Origin of the sequence: Sivoneniella epilithica UHCC 1019, assembly GCF_040830845.1 — a bacterium.
Lineage (GTDB): Bacteria > Cyanobacteriota > Cyanobacteriia > Leptolyngbyales > Leptolyngbyaceae > ULC077BIN1.
This window is the reverse complement of the sequence record NZ_JBFPDP010000015.1, coordinates 23,042-41,051: the sequence shown is the minus strand read 5'-3', so window position 1 is coordinate 41,051 and position 18,010 is coordinate 23,042. Positions and strand designations below refer to the sequence as shown.

At 48.4% G+C, this 18,010-nt stretch carries 16 protein-coding genes; 7 read left to right on the top strand and 9 right to left on the bottom strand.

The features are described from left to right. Positions 1 to 123: 123 nt before the first annotated feature. Complete coding sequence (locus AB3R30_RS11405) at positions 124 to 261, bottom strand: hypothetical protein (RefSeq protein ID WP_458649308.1); 138 nt, start codon at positions 259 to 261, stop codon at positions 124 to 126. Between AB3R30_RS11405 and AB3R30_RS11400 the strand changes: the two genes are divergently transcribed. The 3 genes from AB3R30_RS11400 to AB3R30_RS11390 all read left to right on the top strand — a co-directional run bounded on the left by AB3R30_RS11400 (position 260) and on the right by AB3R30_RS11390 (position 4,098). Continuing rightward, positions 260 to 2,104 (top strand): DUF3352 domain-containing protein, encoded by a 1,845-nt coding sequence (locus AB3R30_RS11400; protein ID WP_458649307.1) that lies wholly within the window; start codon positions 260 to 262, stop codon positions 2,102 to 2,104. The genes AB3R30_RS11405 and AB3R30_RS11400 overlap by 2 nt on opposite strands. A 24-nt stretch (positions 2,105 to 2,128) precedes the next feature. Further along, on the top strand, positions 2,129 to 2,680 hold the full coding sequence (locus AB3R30_RS11395; RefSeq protein WP_458649306.1) for a gluconokinase: 552 nt from the start codon (positions 2,129 to 2,131) through the stop codon (positions 2,678 to 2,680). Positions 2,681 to 2,982: 302 nt separating this feature from the next. Further along, entirely contained in the window at positions 2,983 to 4,098 is a 1,116-nt protein-coding gene (locus tag AB3R30_RS11390) for an aspartate carbamoyltransferase catalytic subunit (RefSeq protein ID WP_458649305.1), read from the top strand. 103 nt (positions 4,099 to 4,201) lie between these two features. Here the strand turns inward: AB3R30_RS11390 and AB3R30_RS11385 are convergent, their stop codons facing one another. Both AB3R30_RS11385 and AB3R30_RS11380 read right to left on the bottom strand, forming a co-directional pair. Continuing rightward, positions 4,202 to 5,059, bottom strand: a complete 858-nt coding sequence (locus AB3R30_RS11385) for a M23 family metallopeptidase (protein ID WP_458649304.1) — start codon at positions 5,057 to 5,059, stop codon at positions 4,202 to 4,204. A 104-nt stretch (positions 5,060 to 5,163) separates the two neighbouring features. Beyond that, on the bottom strand, positions 5,164 to 6,522 hold the full coding sequence (locus tag AB3R30_RS11380) for a polysaccharide deacetylase family protein (protein WP_458649303.1): 1,359 nt from the start codon (positions 6,520 to 6,522) through the stop codon (positions 5,164 to 5,166). Between the two features lie 588 nt (positions 6,523 to 7,110). Between AB3R30_RS11380 and AB3R30_RS11375 the strand changes: the two genes are divergently transcribed. From AB3R30_RS11375 to AB3R30_RS11365, 3 genes are all read left to right on the top strand, one after another. Continuing rightward, positions 7,111 to 7,749: a PEP-CTERM sorting domain-containing protein gene (locus tag AB3R30_RS11375; RefSeq protein ID WP_458649302.1), complete on the top strand. Its 639-nt coding sequence runs from the start codon at positions 7,111 to 7,113 to the stop codon at positions 7,747 to 7,749. Positions 7,750 to 7,987: 238 nt separating this feature from the next. Further along, positions 7,988 to 8,119: a Uma2 family endonuclease gene (locus AB3R30_RS11370; protein WP_458649301.1), complete on the top strand. Its 132-nt coding sequence runs from the start codon at positions 7,988 to 7,990 to the stop codon at positions 8,117 to 8,119. Positions 8,120 to 8,137: 18 nt separating this feature from the next. Then, the gene (locus AB3R30_RS11365) at positions 8,138 to 8,551 is read left to right on the top strand and encodes a Uma2 family endonuclease (protein WP_458649300.1); all 414 of its coding nucleotides are present in this window, start codon (positions 8,138 to 8,140) and stop codon (positions 8,549 to 8,551) included. Between the two features lie 172 nt (positions 8,552 to 8,723). Here AB3R30_RS11365 and AB3R30_RS11360 read toward each other — a convergent pair whose 3' ends face one another. The 6 genes from AB3R30_RS11360 to AB3R30_RS11335 form a co-directional block, all read right to left on the bottom strand. Next, entirely contained in the window at positions 8,724 to 10,217 is a 1,494-nt protein-coding gene (locus tag AB3R30_RS11360; protein ID WP_458649299.1) for an eCIS core domain-containing protein, read from the bottom strand. A 284-nt stretch (positions 10,218 to 10,501) separates the two neighbouring features. After that, positions 10,502 to 12,424: an eCIS core domain-containing protein gene (locus AB3R30_RS11355; RefSeq protein ID WP_458649298.1), complete on the bottom strand. Its 1,923-nt coding sequence runs from the start codon at positions 12,422 to 12,424 to the stop codon at positions 10,502 to 10,504. 68 nt (positions 12,425 to 12,492) lie between these two features. Continuing rightward, positions 12,493 to 14,466, bottom strand: coding sequence for an ATP-binding protein (locus AB3R30_RS11350; protein WP_458649297.1), 1,974 nt, complete (start codon positions 14,464 to 14,466; stop codon positions 12,493 to 12,495). Continuing rightward, positions 14,463 to 15,047, bottom strand: a complete 585-nt coding sequence (locus AB3R30_RS11345; protein ID WP_458649296.1) for a hypothetical protein — start codon at positions 15,045 to 15,047, stop codon at positions 14,463 to 14,465. The genes AB3R30_RS11350 and AB3R30_RS11345 overlap by 4 nt, the downstream gene beginning before the upstream one ends. A gap of 32 nt (positions 15,048 to 15,079) precedes the next feature. Then, on the bottom strand, positions 15,080 to 15,307 hold the full coding sequence (locus AB3R30_RS11340) for a hypothetical protein (RefSeq protein ID WP_458649295.1): 228 nt from the start codon (positions 15,305 to 15,307) through the stop codon (positions 15,080 to 15,082). Positions 15,308 to 15,351: 44 nt separating this feature from the next. Beyond that, the gene (locus AB3R30_RS11335) at positions 15,352 to 16,617 is read right to left on the bottom strand and encodes a DUF4255 domain-containing protein (protein ID WP_458649294.1); all 1,266 of its coding nucleotides are present in this window, start codon (positions 16,615 to 16,617) and stop codon (positions 15,352 to 15,354) included. A gap of 302 nt (positions 16,618 to 16,919) precedes the next feature. Between AB3R30_RS11335 and hemC the strand changes: the two genes are divergently transcribed. Then, entirely contained in the window at positions 16,920 to 17,900 is a 981-nt protein-coding gene (hemC, locus tag AB3R30_RS11330; protein WP_458649293.1) for a hydroxymethylbilane synthase, read from the top strand. Positions 17,901 to 18,010 lie beyond the last annotated feature (110 nt).

Here is an 18,010-nt window from a genome sequence, read left to right as displayed (position 1 = left end):
GGGCTTCTTGCAGTGCTTTTCCCAAAACCCCTCAATGAGACTGCGATCGCACTCAATTTGAAAGACAAGACAATAACCGTCCGCTATTCCTTATTTTTCAAGGATCTTTATCTTCTAACCTGTTCATCCGTTGCTAAAGCCAGCAGCAATATCAACTTCCCGTATAACGCGCTTCATCATCGTTAATGTGTGAAAAGGGCGATGTGCTGAAATAATGGATGCTGGACTGTTGTTGCCATTGCCAAGCGGCATTGTTGCCATGAAGCTTCGTTCTTTTTTGTCGAGTCTACTGATTGCAGTAATGGTGCTGTTGCTGCTGGGCGGAGGTGTATTTTATTGGATCGCGGCACAAAGTCCGCTGGGCTTGCTGAGTCAGGGCGCAAAGACTCCCAGTGCTGCCATATTTGTGCCAAAGCAAGCGCCTGCAATGGTGTCGCTATTGGTCAACTTAGATAAATTGGAGCAATTTCGGCAGGTGGTGACTCGTCCTCAAGATCGGCGGCGATCGCGGCAAGAGATCACCCAGTTTAAGCAGAGCCTATTGGCAAACACTGGGTTGGAGTATGAACGCGATGTGCAACCGTGGCTAGGGGATGAAATCACAATCGCCCTGACTACCGTGGATTTTGATCGCGATCCGTTGAATGGCAACCAACCGGGCTATTTGCTGGCGATCGCCACGAAAGACCCAGAGCGATCGCGGGAATTTTTGCAGCTATTTTGGCAGAAACGGGCGATCGCGGGAGATGACCTGACCTTTGAGCAATATCAAGGCGTGAAGCTAATTTCCGCCGCTGTGCCAGCCGGAAAAAAAGAGGCAGAAGAGCCACCCAAAAAGAATAAACAAAAAAACTCCAACACTGTTCCCTCTTCCCTCTTCCCTCTTCCCTCGCTCTCTAGCGCCGTCGTTGGCGACCAATTTGTCCTATTTGCCAACCATCCGAAAGTGTTGCGCGACGCGATTACCAACGTGCAAGCCGTAGACCTGAACCTGAGCAATGCTAAACCCTATGCTCAAGCCTTGGATACCTTAACGCAGTCCCGAATCGGGCTAACCGTGGTTAACTTGCCGCAACTGACCGCTTGGCTAGAAGGATCGGCAGCTGAATCGACGCTCAACGCCACCGGAAAGACTCAAGCTTTAGATATCAAAAAAGCAGCCATTGACCAGAAGTATCAAACAATGGCGATCGCCTTGGGATTAAACCCACTCGGCTTAATGGCAGATACCGCTTTACTCACGACGGATGGCAAAGTCACCTCTAACACGCCTTCTTTAACCCAACCCGTAGCAGCGCTGCAATATCTGCCAGCCACTAGCCCATTCTCCTTATCAGGTAGCCATCTAGATCGTACCTGGAGCCGATTGAGTAGCGATTTGGCAGGCTATGAAGTATTGTCGAAACTGCTCAATCAACCTGTGGATTCTGTGCGATCGCGCTGGCAGCTTGACCTCCAAAAAGACGTATTTAGCTGGGTTAAAGGTGAGTATGCCCTTGGCTTACTGCCCAATTTTGCAGTTGAACCTGTTGCCGCAAAAAGTAAAAAACAACGCGCCAAACTTCAACGTCCAAATGCCCTTCCTAATGATTGGATTTTTGTGGCTCAACGCTCGACGGGAGATGCAACTCAGGCGATCGCCCATTTAGACGACCTCGCCAAAACTCAAGGCTTGAGCGTGGGATCGCTGCCGTTAGGAGATCAAACGGTTTCCGCCTGGACTCGGCTCACTCCAACGAGCGGCAAGAATCAAGCGAAAACCTTGCAAGCAGAGGTGCAAGGCGTTCATGCAACAGTCGGCAACTATGAACTCTTTACGACTTCAATTGAGGCAATGGATCGAGCGCTCCAAACGGGCAGCAGTTCTTTGGCAAACAGCGATCGCTTTAACCAGGCGATCGCGCCGCTATTGCAACCCAACAATGGTTACGTTTACCTCGATTGGATTGAGGGGCAAGCGATTTTAAAGCGCCAATTTCCGATTCTAAAAATCATTGAACTGGCTGGAAAACCATTATTCAACCATCTCCAATCCCTCAGCCTCAGCAGCTATGGCATAGAATCTGGAGTCCAGCACAGCGGCGTTTTCCTCAAGCTAGAGTAGGCGCAGTCTCGAAGGAAAAGACGAATGAGCCAATGTCCGTTGATATGGATTGTGATCGGCGTTGCTGGATCGGGCAAGACGGCGATCGGGCGGTTGCTTTCTCAGCAGCTAGAGTGCGATTTTTTGGAGGGCGATCGCCGTCATCCCCTGCCAAATATCCTCAAAATGGCTTCCCATATTCCACTGCAAGACAGCGATCGCCAATCCTGGCTGGTAGAAATGCAGGCTGACATTCAATGGGCACACGATCGCGATCGCGAAACTGTTATCACTTGCTCTGCGCTCAAACAATCGTACCGCAAGCAACTGACTGCACCCGGACGAGTCCAACTCGTGTGGCTAGACGTGCCTCAGACAGAACTAGAGCGCCGCCTCAGCCAACGAGCGAATCACTATATGAAGCTTGAAATGCTTCATAGCCAGATTGCTGCTTTTGAACCAATCCAACCCGAAGAGAATGCCATTATCGTCGATGGTCTTTTATCTCCTGTTGAGGTTGTCAATGACTTACTGAAAACTGCGACTCAACTTTTTCCCAGCCTGGAAAATTCTTGGTGGCAGCGGTGCTATGAATAGACTCTTGCCCCCATCCTTGTCCTAATTGTCTTGAACGACAAAAATTTATCCACCTATAAGTTTTTTGTTGATTCACAGATGCCTGTAGGGGCGTAGCATTCGGTAGGCAATCTTCAATGAAGTCATTTTAACCTGTTGCCCGAATGCCACGTCCTTACGCAAGATGACTTCATCACCAGAATATTTACAGTAAGAAATTTGTTTCAAATCAATTAAGTTGGATGTTTCTGACATATTCCTGAAACTGACTGATGAACGTGAAGGATGAAAGATATTCTTCATGTTTCAGTGAATAGGCGTGTATGCTGCTCGATGAAAATCCGTCTGCGACGAACCAATTCATGTACGCTGAAGGCGTTCCCTTTTCATCCTTTGGCATGGCTACTAGTACCTGGGATCGTCGGCATATCCTTTCCCTGGCTGACTTCACCCCGTTAGAATACGATACGGTGCTGCAAACGGCGGTCAGTTTTCAGGAAGTGTTATCGCGACGCACCAAAAAAGTGCCGACTCTGCAAGGGCAGGTTGTCACAAATCTTTTTTTTGAACCATCTACCCGCACCCGCAGCAGTTTTGAACTGGCAGCAAAACGGCTATCAGCGGATATTTTGAACTTTGCACCGGGAAGTTCTTCGTTGACCAAAGGCGAAACCATTTTGGATACGGCAAAGACCTATCTAGCGATGGGCACCGATATGATGGTGATTCGCCATAAAGAAGCGGGAGTGCCTCAAGCGATCGCGGCTGAAATGGATCGGTTGGACGTAAAAGTTGGGGTTCTGAATGCGGGGGATGGGCTGCATGAACATCCGTCTCAAGCACTGCTCGACCTGTTTACGATCTGCACGCTGCTTGATTCCGAAAAACCGCGTCTATCGTTACTGAAGGGCAAAAAGATCGCGATCGTCGGAGATATTCTGCATTCCCGTGTTGCCCGGTCTAACATTTGGAGTCTCACCGCTAGTGGTGCCGAAGTGCATCTGGCAGGACCGCCCACGCTTTTACCAAAGCTATTTGCCGATTTTGTGACAGTGGATGGCAGCGATCATTTCTCGTCCGCTGATCTGCGCATCTCACTATCCGATCTAGATCGCAAGCTGTTTCTGCACTGGTCGCTGGAGCCTGCTTTGCGAGATGCAGATTTTGTGATGACGCTGCGGCTGCAAAAAGAACGGATGACGAATCATTTATTGCCTAGCTTGCGAGAATATCATCATCAGTTTGGCATTACGCGCGATCGCCTAAAACTGTGTCATGCCGATGTTAAAGTGCTGCATCCGGGTCCCGTCAATCGTGGCGTAGAAATTAGCTCTGACCTAATGGATGATCCGCAGTTCAGCCTGATTTCTCAACAGGTCACCAGTGGCGTTGCTGTGCGGATGGCATTGCTGTATCTCATGGGGATAAGCCGAGCGTGAAGCAAGTTCGGAGTGGCGGGTTAGAAATTTTGAGTTTTGAGTTTTGAGTTTTGAATTAGAGTAATTCTCACTCAAATGCTGTCTCTCAACCCCCTTGCCTCCCTCATCTTCCTGCCTCCGACGGAAACAAAGTGGGATCAAAATTCACTGCGCCGTTGTTGATAGCAACAGGATTTCCATCTTCAGGAATGCTGGATGCTGCGGTATTCGCTTGCAGTCCGGGTGCTTCGTAGACAGGTGAAGCGTCACTGGATACAGGTATTGTTTGAGTGGAATCTGTGGGGGGTGTAGATGGGGCGATCGGGGGTTCAGCGATTTCTTGGAGTGATGATGGCAAGGCGGCTTGAGGTTGAGATGTGTTGTTAAGTTCCTGATTAGAATCGTCTGGTTTGACGGCAACATAGGCTTCTACTGCTTTGATCTGCGCGGATGGATTAATCGCTTCAAAGTCACCATTGGCTTTTTTCAACAGTTCAAAATGAAGATGGGCACCCGTTACGCCACCCGTCGAACCCACTTTGCCAATGACTTGGCGTGCCCGAACTGCTTCGCCGTCTTGAACTAAAATTTCAGATAGGTGGGCGTAAAGAGTTTGATATTTGCCGTCGGCATATTCGATGATGACCATGTTGCCATAACCATCGCCCCAATCGGCATATCGGATGTAGCCAGAGTGGGCAGACAAAACGGGCATTCCTTCCGGTGCGCCCAAGTCTTCGCCAGAATGGAGGCGGCGATCGCCATAGATAGGATGAATCCGCCAACCAAAGGGACTGGTTACTTCCACCACTTCCGGTAAGGGATAGTAAAAGTTGGTGTCATTGGGGTTTGGTTTATAGTTGGCAATTTTGGGCGCTAGCTGCCACATCCAATTTTGAGGCTTACTGCTCACACTCCAATGCGACCCGATGAGGATGATCACCATCGCACCAATACCCAAAAATAGATACTTGAACTTCATAGATTCAGCTTTGTAAGCATGACATTACGCCGATCGCGCGCTTCAAAAAGCCGCAACTGGACGTTTTGCAAGTATAGTACAAATGAACCAAAAAAACGAATGCTTTAAGGAGAAGGGGTGGCGATCGGCGCTGGGGTTACAGGCACTTCTTTAATTGGCGTTGGGGTGGTCATCGCTTGCCATTTTGCCTGAAGCTGCATCAGTTCCGGCACAGTGACAAATTTATAGCCCTGTTTTTGCAGACTAGAAATGATTTGGGGTAAGGCTTCCACGGTTTGACTGCGATCGCCACCGCCATCATGCATCAACACAATGCCGCCCGGTTTCGCATTCGACAGCACATTATCGATAATCAGCGGCGTAGATAAATAGTAGTCGCTGGAATCGGCAGACCACATGTTAATCGAATAGCCTTTTTTCTGAGAATAAGGCACCAGTGAGCCGGTAAGATTGCCGCCTGGTGGACGCATCAACGCCGTTCGCACTCCAGTTGTCTGGTAGATCAGCCGTGCCGCATTGCCCATTTCTTCAGCAGCGGTCAACTCATCCATATCATCCATTAAATGTCGCCAAGTGTGGTTACCGATCGCATGTCCGGTTTCGACAACCTTTTTAGCAATTTCTGGATGCGCCTGCACTGCTTGACCCACCATATAAAACGTGGCTTTGATGTTGTTTTGCTTCAGGATATCCAACACTTGTTCGGTAGTATTTTCCCAGGGACCATCATCAAAGGTCAGTGCAATCACTTTTTCTGCGCCTGCTGGCGGAGTGGCTTCGTGGATGATTTGTCCGCTGAATTGGCGCGGTACTGCAAAATCTAGAGTCTGGGTTTTTTGGGGGGCTAAGGCAATCGCAGGTGTGGCAGCTTGCGGTTCTTCGGTTGTCGGCTGGGTTGGCGTTGCCGCGATTGTTGGTTGTTCAACCTGATGCCCCGTTGCATCTAAATACATTAGCCAGTAGCAAAAGATGAATCCTGCCAACGCAAAGCGATTCAATAGAAACGATCGCAAAAGCTGAAACCGTTTCTGAGCCGGACTTTTTGCAGATTGACGCGCTTTACGAAGCCGATTGATGCCGGGGGTTGTAGTGGCGCTGAGCCGCACTGATTGCCGCCACAAAATATCTCGCTGTCCCGCCATCCGTCCCAAAATTCGCACTTCTCGAATTTCAGCAGAATTCAACGTCCACAAGCGATAGCAAATATGGCGAACCAACCGCTGACGAGCTTTGGGCGATCGCGCTGAACGGCTAGTCTGCTGAAGATTAACCATAATTTTGAGGCAGCCTGCACGGGGCGCTTCTGCCTGAATATGAATCCCCTGCGCTACCAAAATGCTATTGAGCCAGTGGGCGATCGCCCGAAAATTTCCCCGCTGAGCCAACTCTAAAACGGATGGTTGGGAATGACTCGGCTGATAATTGCTGGGTGAATCTGTTGATGAATACGTCGAATATGCCATGTCACCTCAACAACCCGATGTACAAACATAAACTGTGAAGGAATTGAAACGCGCCTCAGCTTATGCAGAGCTAAGCGCCGAACGACCACCACTGAGTACATCAAATAGATAATTTTTAGAATACCGCATTGCTTTCGCGACTCAAACCGTTGCATGGATTCACGCAGACTAGCGTAGCCGATGCTTTCTAAAACGGCACATTTTTCTAGAAACACTAATTAAATACGCAACGAATCTTAAAAGCCTGTTTCTTCATTGTTTTCAAGTATTAGGGTAAGACTTTATCCAAATTTAGACTTTTAGAGATTTGTAGCTTCCGAGAGCCGTGATCACTCAGGTCGTCCTGGTAATTACACTGGGTTTTCTAAGTAGAAATACATTTAAAGACAATGAGATGAGCTTTATAAGCAGTAGTTTTCCATCTCTTTAGAGTCCTACCAAATTGATAAAGATTCCTCGAATCCGTGGAGTTTCTGTAGTGGGCTTAAAAGAGATTTGGTAGCTTAAGTTACATAAAAGATGACATCTACCCATCAGCAAGATATATCTACTCAAGTTTCTCACCTCATCAAACTTTTAAGGCTAACTATGAAACGCACTTTCTCCTTGACCTCTTCTGCACCTGCTTTCATCGCTATTGGCTCTGCGATCGCGGCTAGCATTGTTGCCACGGCTCCCGCTCACGCAGCAACTTTTAGCTGTCCATCTGGCACTGCTGATAACGTGTCTGGCTCTTCTGGTTGCCAGTATAGCAATACGGCAAATCAAGACTTTGTTTCTCCGAACAAGCCGCTTACCGTTAACCAAGAAGGCTTTTTTGGACTCACCAATTGGAATTTTGGCGGCAAGATTGGTGAAACTGCTGGGTATGGTGGTAGTGGCTCTGGGCAACAGGGACTCTGGAATATCGCTCAAACCCTGCAACCCACCTGGCAAAACGTGATGCTGGTCTTCAAGAGCGGAGCAGGCACCTCGTTAGTTGGCTATCAACTGGACAAGGGAGTCACCTCTGGTACTTGGACTTCCCCCTTTGAAAAGCTTCTTTTTGATGTCCGCAATACCAAAGATGTCTCTCACATTAGCGTTTACTTCACCGAGGGACTTTCTACGGGTTCCGCAGGCGGAAACTCTGAGGCGGCTCCTGAACCTAGCACGATGGCAGGCTTGGCGATCGCTGGAGCAGGCTTAGCAGCGTACCGCCGTCGCCGTGCTGCGGTCAAATCTTAGATTGAAGCACCTACTTTCCCCGGCTCCATAATTCATAAAACTCAAAATAGTGAAAGCGATCGCAGTTTGAGAGTTCTCTTGCCGCGATCGCTCTCTTTTCATTCCCCGCAATCGCAGTATTACCGAGCCATCTCAGGCACTGGCAATTCTTGATCCCAACATTGCTAATAGTTTTAGCACTAATGATTCAAGAGGTCTGATTGTGGTCTTTGCTCAAACCAGTTCCACAAATGTAGTAATGACTCGCCTCACATTAGACGAGTATCGGGCAATGGAAGAAACCAACCCAGAACGCCATGAATACCGCAACGGGGAAGTTATTACGATGTCGGGAGGTTCCGAAGCCCACAGCGAGATCGCCAGTAATTGATTAATTTACTTAGGTTTTTTGCTGAAAGACACCAATTTTCGGTTGTATGGCAGCGATTTGTGGGTTTGGATTCCTGACTATCAGTGTGGAACTTATACCAATTTAATGGTAGTGAATGGCGAACCAGAGTTTAATGGCGATCGCACTGACGAAATTCTCAATCCTTCTCTGATTATTGAGGTTTTGTCGCCCTCAACTGAAGCTTACGACCGAGGTGAAAAGTTCAGAAAATATCGTTCCCTTGCCAGCTTTTATGAATATCTGTTGGTCAGCCAAACCGAACCCTACATTGAGCAATATCACAACCTTGATCGCACCAGTAACGATCGCTGGCAATGGCAAGTTCACTCTCACCTTGAGCAGGCGATCGCCCTCCACAGTTTAAACGTAGAACTTCCCCTGCCAGAAATCTATCGTCGCGTTCATTTTTAAGGATGGCTAACTCTCCTCACTAAGATGGCGATTGCTCCTTAATCTCCCCAACGCGATTGTCCTTTCCCAGCGGCGATCGCACAGTTCTTCCTTAATCAGAGTCGGTGTGTTAATGAAGTAACGCACCCTACAAGAGCGGAAATGGTACTGACATGCGCCCCTACAAGAGTGGCTAGATTTCAGCGGGTTTTCTCATGTAGGTCACGAAACTGGGAATTCGTGTAGCTACGAAAGCGTAAAACGCTGTGTTTCTTGTTTTTGGATTCTTAATTCCCCGTTCGTCAATGTGCTTTATCGCAGCATGTAAGACGGAAATCGTTTGCTTGTCGGTTTTAAACTTGGCTGCGGCTCCCCGGGACGGATGCCAGCTCTCCACCTTACCGTTGATGTTTTTGAAGATTTCAAACAGCTTTAGATCTTCCGGTGGGCTTCCAGTGTTAAGGTCATGCGCTGTGTCTGGGCTGTCGACTAATTTCATCCATCCAGGGAGTTGATCTGCGTTTGTTGCTCGGTTTAGTGTGCCTGCGAGCCAACGGTCAAATAGGTTCCACATTTCCTCCTCCGACGCGTACTCTTTGGGATTTACGCTCTTAAATTCCTCCATAGCTCGCTTTTCATCTATATTGAACTGAACGGCCGTTAGGTTGCTGTGGCTTTCTTTTGCTGGACCAGCACCGTGGGTTGTCCGTATTCTACCTTCAGCACCAAAATAAACGCTTCCGATTTTTCCATCTGGGGTCATGCTGCATATAACAGTTCTTTTAGACTCCTCCCTATATTGTTCCTGTGCCCACTCCGGAACTCCGCCGTCGTCTTTCCAACCTGGCACCTCGTCATTTTCGTATTTAGGTAAAAATGGACTGGATTTCGTATCTACTTCGCGTTGTATCAGAGTTAATCTGTGAACGCTACTCAAGTCTGTGTCTACTTTTTTGCGTTGCACAGTACCTGTTTGCTGCACCACATGAGTCAGTTCATGGGCTGTCAGCGCATCATTGGCAGCGGCTTTTCCGGCTCCGAAGTACACATCCTGCCCATGAGTAAATGCTTGAGCATTTAACTCTTGGTTCATTTGAACAGATTCGCTGTCTGCATGAACCTTCACTTGGCTGAAATCAGTGCCAAAGCGGGGTTCCATGAACGATCTCACTTCATCCGGCAGTGGGCTTCCCTCACCCTGGCTCCTATTCAGTCGACTTTCGAGATTGCTACCCGCTTGAAAGTCTGCATCGGGCGATCGCTTCGTCTGAATCTCCACTTCCTGCGGCATTGCCTCCCGTCGAAGCGTTGGGTTGCCGAGCGATTTTGTTTGCACTTCTTCTTCCGGCATCGCTTTGCGTTGGATGGACTGCTGGATAGCGGATTCGGAGGTACTCATCACTTGTTCGGCAACGCGATCAGCTTCTTGTTCATACTTATCACCCGGTGCGCCGATGGTGAGCTTGGGTTGAATGATGGCTGGCGTGGATGCTGCAATTTTGGAGAAGCTGTGACCAAAACGCTGTGCGTTTTCCAGTTGGGTTTGCAGGTCAGGAGTTGCTTGCTGCTCAATGGCGTTAGTTTCGGGTTGAGATGGAACGGCGAAGGGACGCGATCGCACTTGGTTTTGCACTGGTGCTGTTGCGGATTGTTGCGGCTTTTTTTGAACGTGCGATCGCGAACCCATAGTTACCTAACTCCCTGTCATTGCTGGAGAATAAGGCTAGTATAATCGCTCAAAATTATCAATATCCAAAAAACTACATAATTTCAAAAAGAAGAATGCAAAAGGATTTAGTTGATGAGTTGTTGTAGATAAGTGAAAGCAATTTAGGAAGACGATCGCCCTGATCGCCTTTTCTCTTCGCTTGAGATGGTGAATGTATTTCTACAGTTAGTCTAGGCAACAGAAAAACGCGAACGTGTTGCTAACACCGTATATTCGATCGAAAGAGTAATAGTTTAGAAGTGCTAAAATTGATACCCTTCTTTCTTTTTTTCTTCTTTCTCTTGATTTTCAGACTTCTCTTTTTCAATCTGCTTCGTTCTATCTTGCCGCAGACGTTCTAGTGTTTCTTTCGGTGTCTCGTTTTCGCCAAGGTTGATTTGTGTATTCAACTTACTTTGGTTACTAATCGTACTGCTATTGCCTCCAGTTGCCAGGAAATGGTCATAAGCCATTACCTTACCGCCCAATTCCACTTTTGCACGACGGTTACTTGAACCAATTCCCTGCTCTCGCTTCTCCTCGATCGACATGCTTTTCACTGTCTCTGGATCTACTGCTTTTCCTTCGGCATTGACTAAGGTTTCATCAACCATCTTGGCTCCACCTTCTTGTAGGTGATTTACAGTTTGATAAATATTTTCACTGGTTGGTCTGTAATGACCGCTCCTATCAGAAATTGCTGTAACAACCCCGTTCATTGCCTCAATCTCGCCTGCGGCGGCAACATCTTCTCCTGCTAAAAACGTAGAGTGATGAATATCTTCTTGAACTGTTTCATTCCGATTGAGAAATTTGTTCAACTTCTGACCAACTTTGCCTTTGGCAGATTTAGGCTGGTTAACAATCTTGCGCTCAACTTCTGGGTCAGCCGAGTAGATCTTCCCTTCAGGACTCTGAGCAAAGATATGGCGACCCTCCTTAGAGCCGCTAAATGCACCTCTGCCCGAACTACTCGTATCTAATGGTCGTGTTGTTGGCTGTTTAGTTTTTGGATCGAGAGTAGAAGTCATCAATAAGCCAGTCTCTGGATCTATTGATACCTCATGATTGGTTCGCTCAGTTTCTCCCCAATATTTCGTTCTTCTGGTATCAACCCCAGGTTGCTTAGTTTCTTGATTACGCCAGGTGCCCTCTTCCTTGTCTTCACCAATGTATTCTTTACCTTTTTCTTTGGTTAGCTCAGGCTTAAGGGGTCGTACATAACTTGGCTTCGCGATCGACATTGCTGGAGCATCTAATTGTGGAGATCCCATTTTCATCAGTTCTCCTGTTCGCTCATTTTTTTGTTTTTTCAAAAAATTATCATCTTGTTGCTGCTTCAGCTTTTGTTTCTGCCTTAAGGCTTCTTGCTGCTCATGTCTATCCCAAAAATTTTCTTCATCTTTTGGTGTGGGAACTTTGGCATTAGCCCATTTCTGCTGGGTGGAGATCTCATTTTGCTTTGCTTCGGCAATCTCTTCACTCTGCTCTGCCGAAAGCTCTCCTTTAACCCACGTCTGCTTTTTCTCAGCTTGATCATCTTTCATTGCCTGAATAGAGTTTCTAGGAATAGATAGGCTATTCACTAACGATTGAGTTGGAACATGAGTTTGTTGCAGAGGAGAATTTTGAGCTTTAGCGGCTTTTGCTCCTAGCTGATCGGCTTCTGCTTCCAAGGCTAGATCAACATTGATCGTTGCTTCAGAGCCTTGAGGCGCAGCAACTTTTCCACTACTTTGCTGGACTACATGAGTGAGTTCATGCCCTAGCAGTTGTTTTCCTTGAGGGCTGTTGGGGGCATAAGCTCCTTGTCTAAAGAAGATATCTTGCCCGGTAGTAAAAGCACGAGATTGAATGGAGCGATTGAGTTGATCGGCTTGGGGATTGGCGTGAATCCGAACATTGCCGAAGTCCGATTGCAAGGATTGCTCCATTGATTGGCGCGTATCTAAATCGAGGGGTGCGCCTTTGCCGCGTGCCTGCTCAATGGAAGCGGTTAAAGACATTCTGGAGAAGCTGTGCCCCAATCGTCTGGCGGTTTCGAGTTGGGTTTGCAGGTCAGGGGTTTCTGGCTGACTGGTTTCGGGTTGGGCTTGAATGATAAAGGGTCGCGATCGCACTTGATTTTGCACTGGAGCCGAAGTGGATTGCGGAACCTTTTTTTGATCGTGCGATAGCGAACCCATAATTCCCTCTACCTGTTAAGTTTGATGATTAATAACGCGATTTTTCCGGATGTCTATTTAGCTATAAGTTAAACCCAGCCCTTTACTTCAGCGTCGGTGAGTGGTTTTTCCAGCTTAATATATTCGCTACGGGTTGCCTGCAAAATGTGTTCCATCTTCACAGATTGCCCTACGGCAGCGGCTAGAAATGCAGCATTCAGAGCGATGTTGCGAATGTTGCCCCCTGCGACGCTGAGCTTTGCCAGTTTTGCTATGTCTAGCCCCTCAGTGGGGGTTTGAGCCGGAAATACTCGCCGCCAAATTTCGGCACGTTGGGCAGCATCCGGGAAAGGGAACTGAACGATAAACCGGATACGGCGCAGAAATGCTTGGTCGATCGCCCCCTTCAAGTTTGTCGTTAAAATTGCTAAGCCGCGATAGGCTTCCATCCGTTGCAGTAGATAGCTAACTTCCATGTTGGCATAGCGATCGTGGGAGTCTTTCACCTCCGATCGCTTGCCAAACAGCGCATCCGCTTCATCAAACAGCAAAATCACGCCGCCCACTTCTGCCGCATCAAACACGCGCCCCAAATTCTTTTCCGTTTCGCCAATATATTTACTGACCACCGCACTCAGGTCAATCCGATACAGATCAAGCTGAATTTCCTGCGCCAACACCTCTGCTGCCAGGGTTTTTCCCGTGCCGCTTCCTCCTGCAAACAGGGCGCTAATTCCCAATCCCCGCTTGCTTTTGCCGCCAAAACCCCATTGTTCATAGACTTGACTACGCTGCTTTAGTTGAATCGCCACATCGCGCAGCACTTGCCGTTCCTGCTCTGGCAACACGAGATCCTGCCATTCGACGCTAGAGTCCATTCGCTGCGCCATTTCATCCAACCGGGGACGCGCTTGCACTCGGCAGATATTCCACAGTTGGGCAGCGATCGCGGGAGTCGAATGATTTGACATCTGACTTTTCAACTTGAGGCTGGCGGCGTGGATGGCGGGTGGTGTGAAATTGAAGTGAGAAACTAAACCTTCAACGTGATCGTTTAGAGTGGGCGCGATTCCCGTAGGGATCGTTTCACGAATCGCGCTGAGAGCCGTTTGCCAAAGAATCCGCTGTTCGTTGGAGGTGGGGCTGGCAACATCAAACGTGAGGGTGGGGCGCTGCTTTTGCCGACGGCGGTTTTGGCTCAACAAAATGACGGGAACCCGAATGCTATCGATCCAGTGGGCGATCGCCCCTTGCTGTTTCTCATCCTGCGATCGCTCCTCCCATTCCAGCAGTAGCGCCGCGCCATTTAGCCGATGTTCTCGCTCCCATAGGCGTTTGATCAAAGCGAGACTGTTGAGATCGGTCGGCAGTAATTCAATCGCGATCGTGTGGGGCACCCAGTTGAGTTGGGCGCAGGTTGCTTGGGCGATCGCCTGTTGGCTTGCCAAATCATGACCACATAATTGCAACAGAGGCAATGAAGCGGCTTCTGACGCTGCGATCTGCCAGGACTGCATCATCTGCTCAACTACTTGTAGATGGGAGGGCACCAGTGACAGTGGGTCAGAGGGCACGGCACTCATGCCAACCAGTTGCTCATTAAGGTGGTCATTGCCCATTAAATAGTGCAGAATTTGTTCATCAATTCGCAGCGGGCTATGAGTTAGAGCATTGCCTTCCCCAATGTCAATTAGTCGCCAGTGCCGCAGGGGTGCATTCGGGGCGATCGCGCTCCAGTTGGGGTTCGGCAATGCTGCCAACGCCAAGCTAAACGTGGGGTAGGATCGCTGAGGGTTGCCTTGAGCAGCGGCACACAGGGGCGCAAAGTCTGCCTCTAGTTCCATTCCAGCACACAGCAGCAGCAAGTCGCGCTCGAAGGGGGAGAGATGGAAGAGGCGGCAGAGAGTGGCGAGTGGCGGGTGGCGGATGGCGGGTGTCGAGGGGTGGGGGTTAAGGGCGGCGTGGACTTGCAAGAGATAGCGGATGTGGGCGATCGCGTCGATCAAGTGAGAACCATGAGAATCGGCGGCATCTGGCTCTAACAGGGAGTTTGTCAGCATCATAACTTCTTCACTTGAGCAAAATACCGTTTCGTTGATTTCTTGAGTACTTGTAAGTAGATCGTAAAGATCGTGATGGATGTCAACAGATAGATCACCGCATAGGGAAGATCGAAAAGTAGCAAGATAACTGATGGAACGATGGTCGTTGTCAAGGAAAAAATTGCTACAAAAGCAGTAAATGTAATTCGATAACTCTCAATTAGCTTGCTTTCTTTTTCCAAGTTGAGATTGAAAACTCTTGAGTTATGCATCTCGTTTAGTTCACGCCGAATTTCTTCTTCATAGCCTTGAAGGTTATCGGCAAAAAAGATAATAAAAGACTGTTTAATTAAGTTCCAAAAACCAATGGTTGTAATGACGAGCAACAGGCTCAAAAAACCGATGAATAGCAACCCGCTATAATTGATTTTGGGATTTGCCAGGGCAATAAAATCCACTACTGGCTTCCATAGGGCGATCGTCGCCCCAATTACGCCCATTAACTTGAAGTCTTCAAAGGCGCTTTTAATATACTCTTCAGCTTGTTGATTGAGTCGGACGTACTCTTTATAAAGGTAGTCTAACCGTTGATGAGAATCCATAGCTTTATGTTCAACCAATGGTAGTGCGGAAACTATTGATTGGCAGTATCAACTATATTTTGCAAATATTGTTGGGCTTCTTTGGGCGGCAGTAAAACAACGTCTTGTTTAGACAAAATCTCATATTGCCCACCTCGAAACCCATGTCCAATAATCAAGCCTAATTGAACGGCACGATTTCCTAATTCATTCAACTGGTTAAAACTAATGTTTTCTAGTTCTTGGTTGAGTCGCTGTTCTTGAAGTTCATCGTCGTTCATAAGGAATTAGGGAGTAGGGAATAGGGAATAGGGAAAGATGGGGACTAATCAATTTGGACTTTTGGGCTGGAGTACCAGTTAAAGGTTGGGCTGTTTGGGTCAAGATCAATGCTGAGCAAACTTTCCGCACCGTCAACTTGCAGGCGGAGGAGATAAGCACCTGACTTGACAGTTTCAATGGGAATGGCGATCGCGTGGGTGTCGGCAGTGCGAGGCGTGGCTTCAAACTGGTAGCCCATGGGCTGAGCGATCGCCCACTCATTCATCACTAGCACGACCCGCTGTTTCATGCCAACCATCATATCGGTTTGAATCGTGAGGAGGGCAGACCGCAGATCATCGCCTTGCCCTTGAAGATTGGTTACCTGTATGTGTTGAATCGTCGGGCGTAACACGATTGGGATAGCGTTTGATTCCAGCACACAGAGCCGTTCGGGTAATGTTGGGGTGCGCTGACGGTGTATCACCTGCAACCCTTGCACACCTGCCCGTAAACTATCGATTGGAAACGCAGTTAGCGGCACAATAATTTGACTATCGCTGGTGTGGGTAGGAGTGGCTTCAAACCCGCCCAATCGCACTTGGGTAATGGAGTTTTGCAGTTGTTTACCGATAATTTGCAGGGTCGTGGTTGCCCCAATGGGTTCCAGTTTACCGAGTTCAGAACACACTTGCTCAACCACAGGCTGAGCCGGAAAGGGAAGAATGCTGCCAAAGTTGCGATCGCGCACGGGCAACGCTTTTTTCAAGGAGTCTTCTCCTTCAATCGTCACCATGGTCACTTTATAAGTCACAGACAGGCGATAGGGCGCTTGAAAAAAAGTAGACCACACTTTCGACAGATCATCGAGGCTGAGGTCAACTGGGGTAATAGTGACCTGCTGGATTTGATCTGCCAGATCCGAGTCTGCCAAAAAGCGGAAGCTGGAATCGCTGATCGTTTCCTGAATCACGTTGGGCAATAGAACTGGGCGATCGCTAAAAGTACGAATCACACTTCCTAATAATCGCTGTGGCTCCAGTTCAGTTTCATTCCCATAAAAGCTAATCATGTAATGCAGATCCAGCACTGCCTGCCGTTTCACGGGGGTGCCTTTCGTGCGATTCGATAGCGTATCGGTATTTTTCAGCGCGGCATTGCGAGACACTTGGTACAGAAATAGATTAATCCCCGTTTCGGGTGTGCCATTGCCAATCTGTCCGGGCGGCAACGTCGTCACCCGCATCCCGTCTACATCTTCCTGCACAAAGGCTTGCAGTATCCTTTGCAACGTTGCTGTCACGGTGGCGATCGCTAAATAATTACTCACGACACTTACTCAAATTACGCCCAGAGCCTTTTCCTGATCATCGCCTCAATCTATCCCACAACGCTCTGTGCTGTCAGGATTACAATCCAGTTTTTCAGGTTCTAGAGCCTAGTGTAAGTTGAATAGATTAAGGCTTAAAGCTGCATTTTCCATTCCTTGCGGGTGCAAAATAGCCAAATTTTTGCCCCTGAGTCTTAACTTAATCATCTGTAATACTTAAGCCTGTGGAAAAGCCCATCAATTGGTAGGCACACTGCGGTAAGGTGAAAAAAGTCATATCAAAAACACTTTAAATTTGCGCCATGTCTACAGTCGCAGCACCCACAGTTTCTAGTTCTACCCGCACGATTCGCATTGGTTCTCGTAAAAGCCAACTGGCGCTAGTGCAAACTTATTGGGTGAAAGATTGCCTCCAAGCCGCGTTTCCAGATATCACCTTTGAAGTGCAGACGATGAGTACTCAAGGTGACAAAATCTTGGATGTGGCGCTGGCAAAAATCGGTGATAAAGGATTGTTCACGAAAGAACTCGAAGTCGGCATGATCAACGGTGATATTGATTTTGCGGTTCATTCCCTGAAAGATTTGCCAACGAACTTGCCCGATGGTTTGATGTTGGGCTGTGTGACCGAACGAGAAAATCCTGCTGATGCGCTAGTGGTTCACGCGAAACATCAAGGGCTTCAGCTTGATACGTTGCCAGAAGGAGCGGTAATTGGCACCTCTTCGTTACGTCGGTTGGCACAATTGCGTCACCATTTTCCCCATCTTGCCTTTAAGGATGTGCGGGGCAACTTGAATACCCGTCTCGCCAAGCTAGATGCGGGTGAATATGATGGGCTGATTTTGGCGGTGGCTGGATTACAGCGTTTGGGCATGGGCGATCGCGTTCATCAGGCAATCCCCGCTAATATCTCGCTTCATGCGGTGGGTCAGGGTGCGTTGGGGATTGAGTGCCGCGTTGGGGATGACGACGTACTCACGGTGCTGAAAGCCTTGGAGCATTTGCCCACTGCCTATCGCTGCTATGCGGAACGGTCATTTTTGCGCGAACTAGAAGGCGGCTGTCAGGTTCCGATTGGCGTAAACACAGTGCTGGACGGTGATTCACTCACTCTGACAGGCATTGTGGCGAGCCTAGATGGTCAACGGCTGGTGCAAGATACGGTCACGGGAGCGGCGATCGATGCCGAACAACTGGGCATTCAGCTTGCCCAAAAGCTGCGTCAACAAGGTGCCCAAGCCATTTTGGATGAGATTATTTCCACCCTCGATCGCGACTAAAAAATATTGCTCCGTCGCATAGCATACATTCTCAGTTAGGAGCGTCCCACACTGGTTTATGATCACAGTGCGAACCTGAGTAAAGTTTGATTGGGTCGTCAATCGAGTAA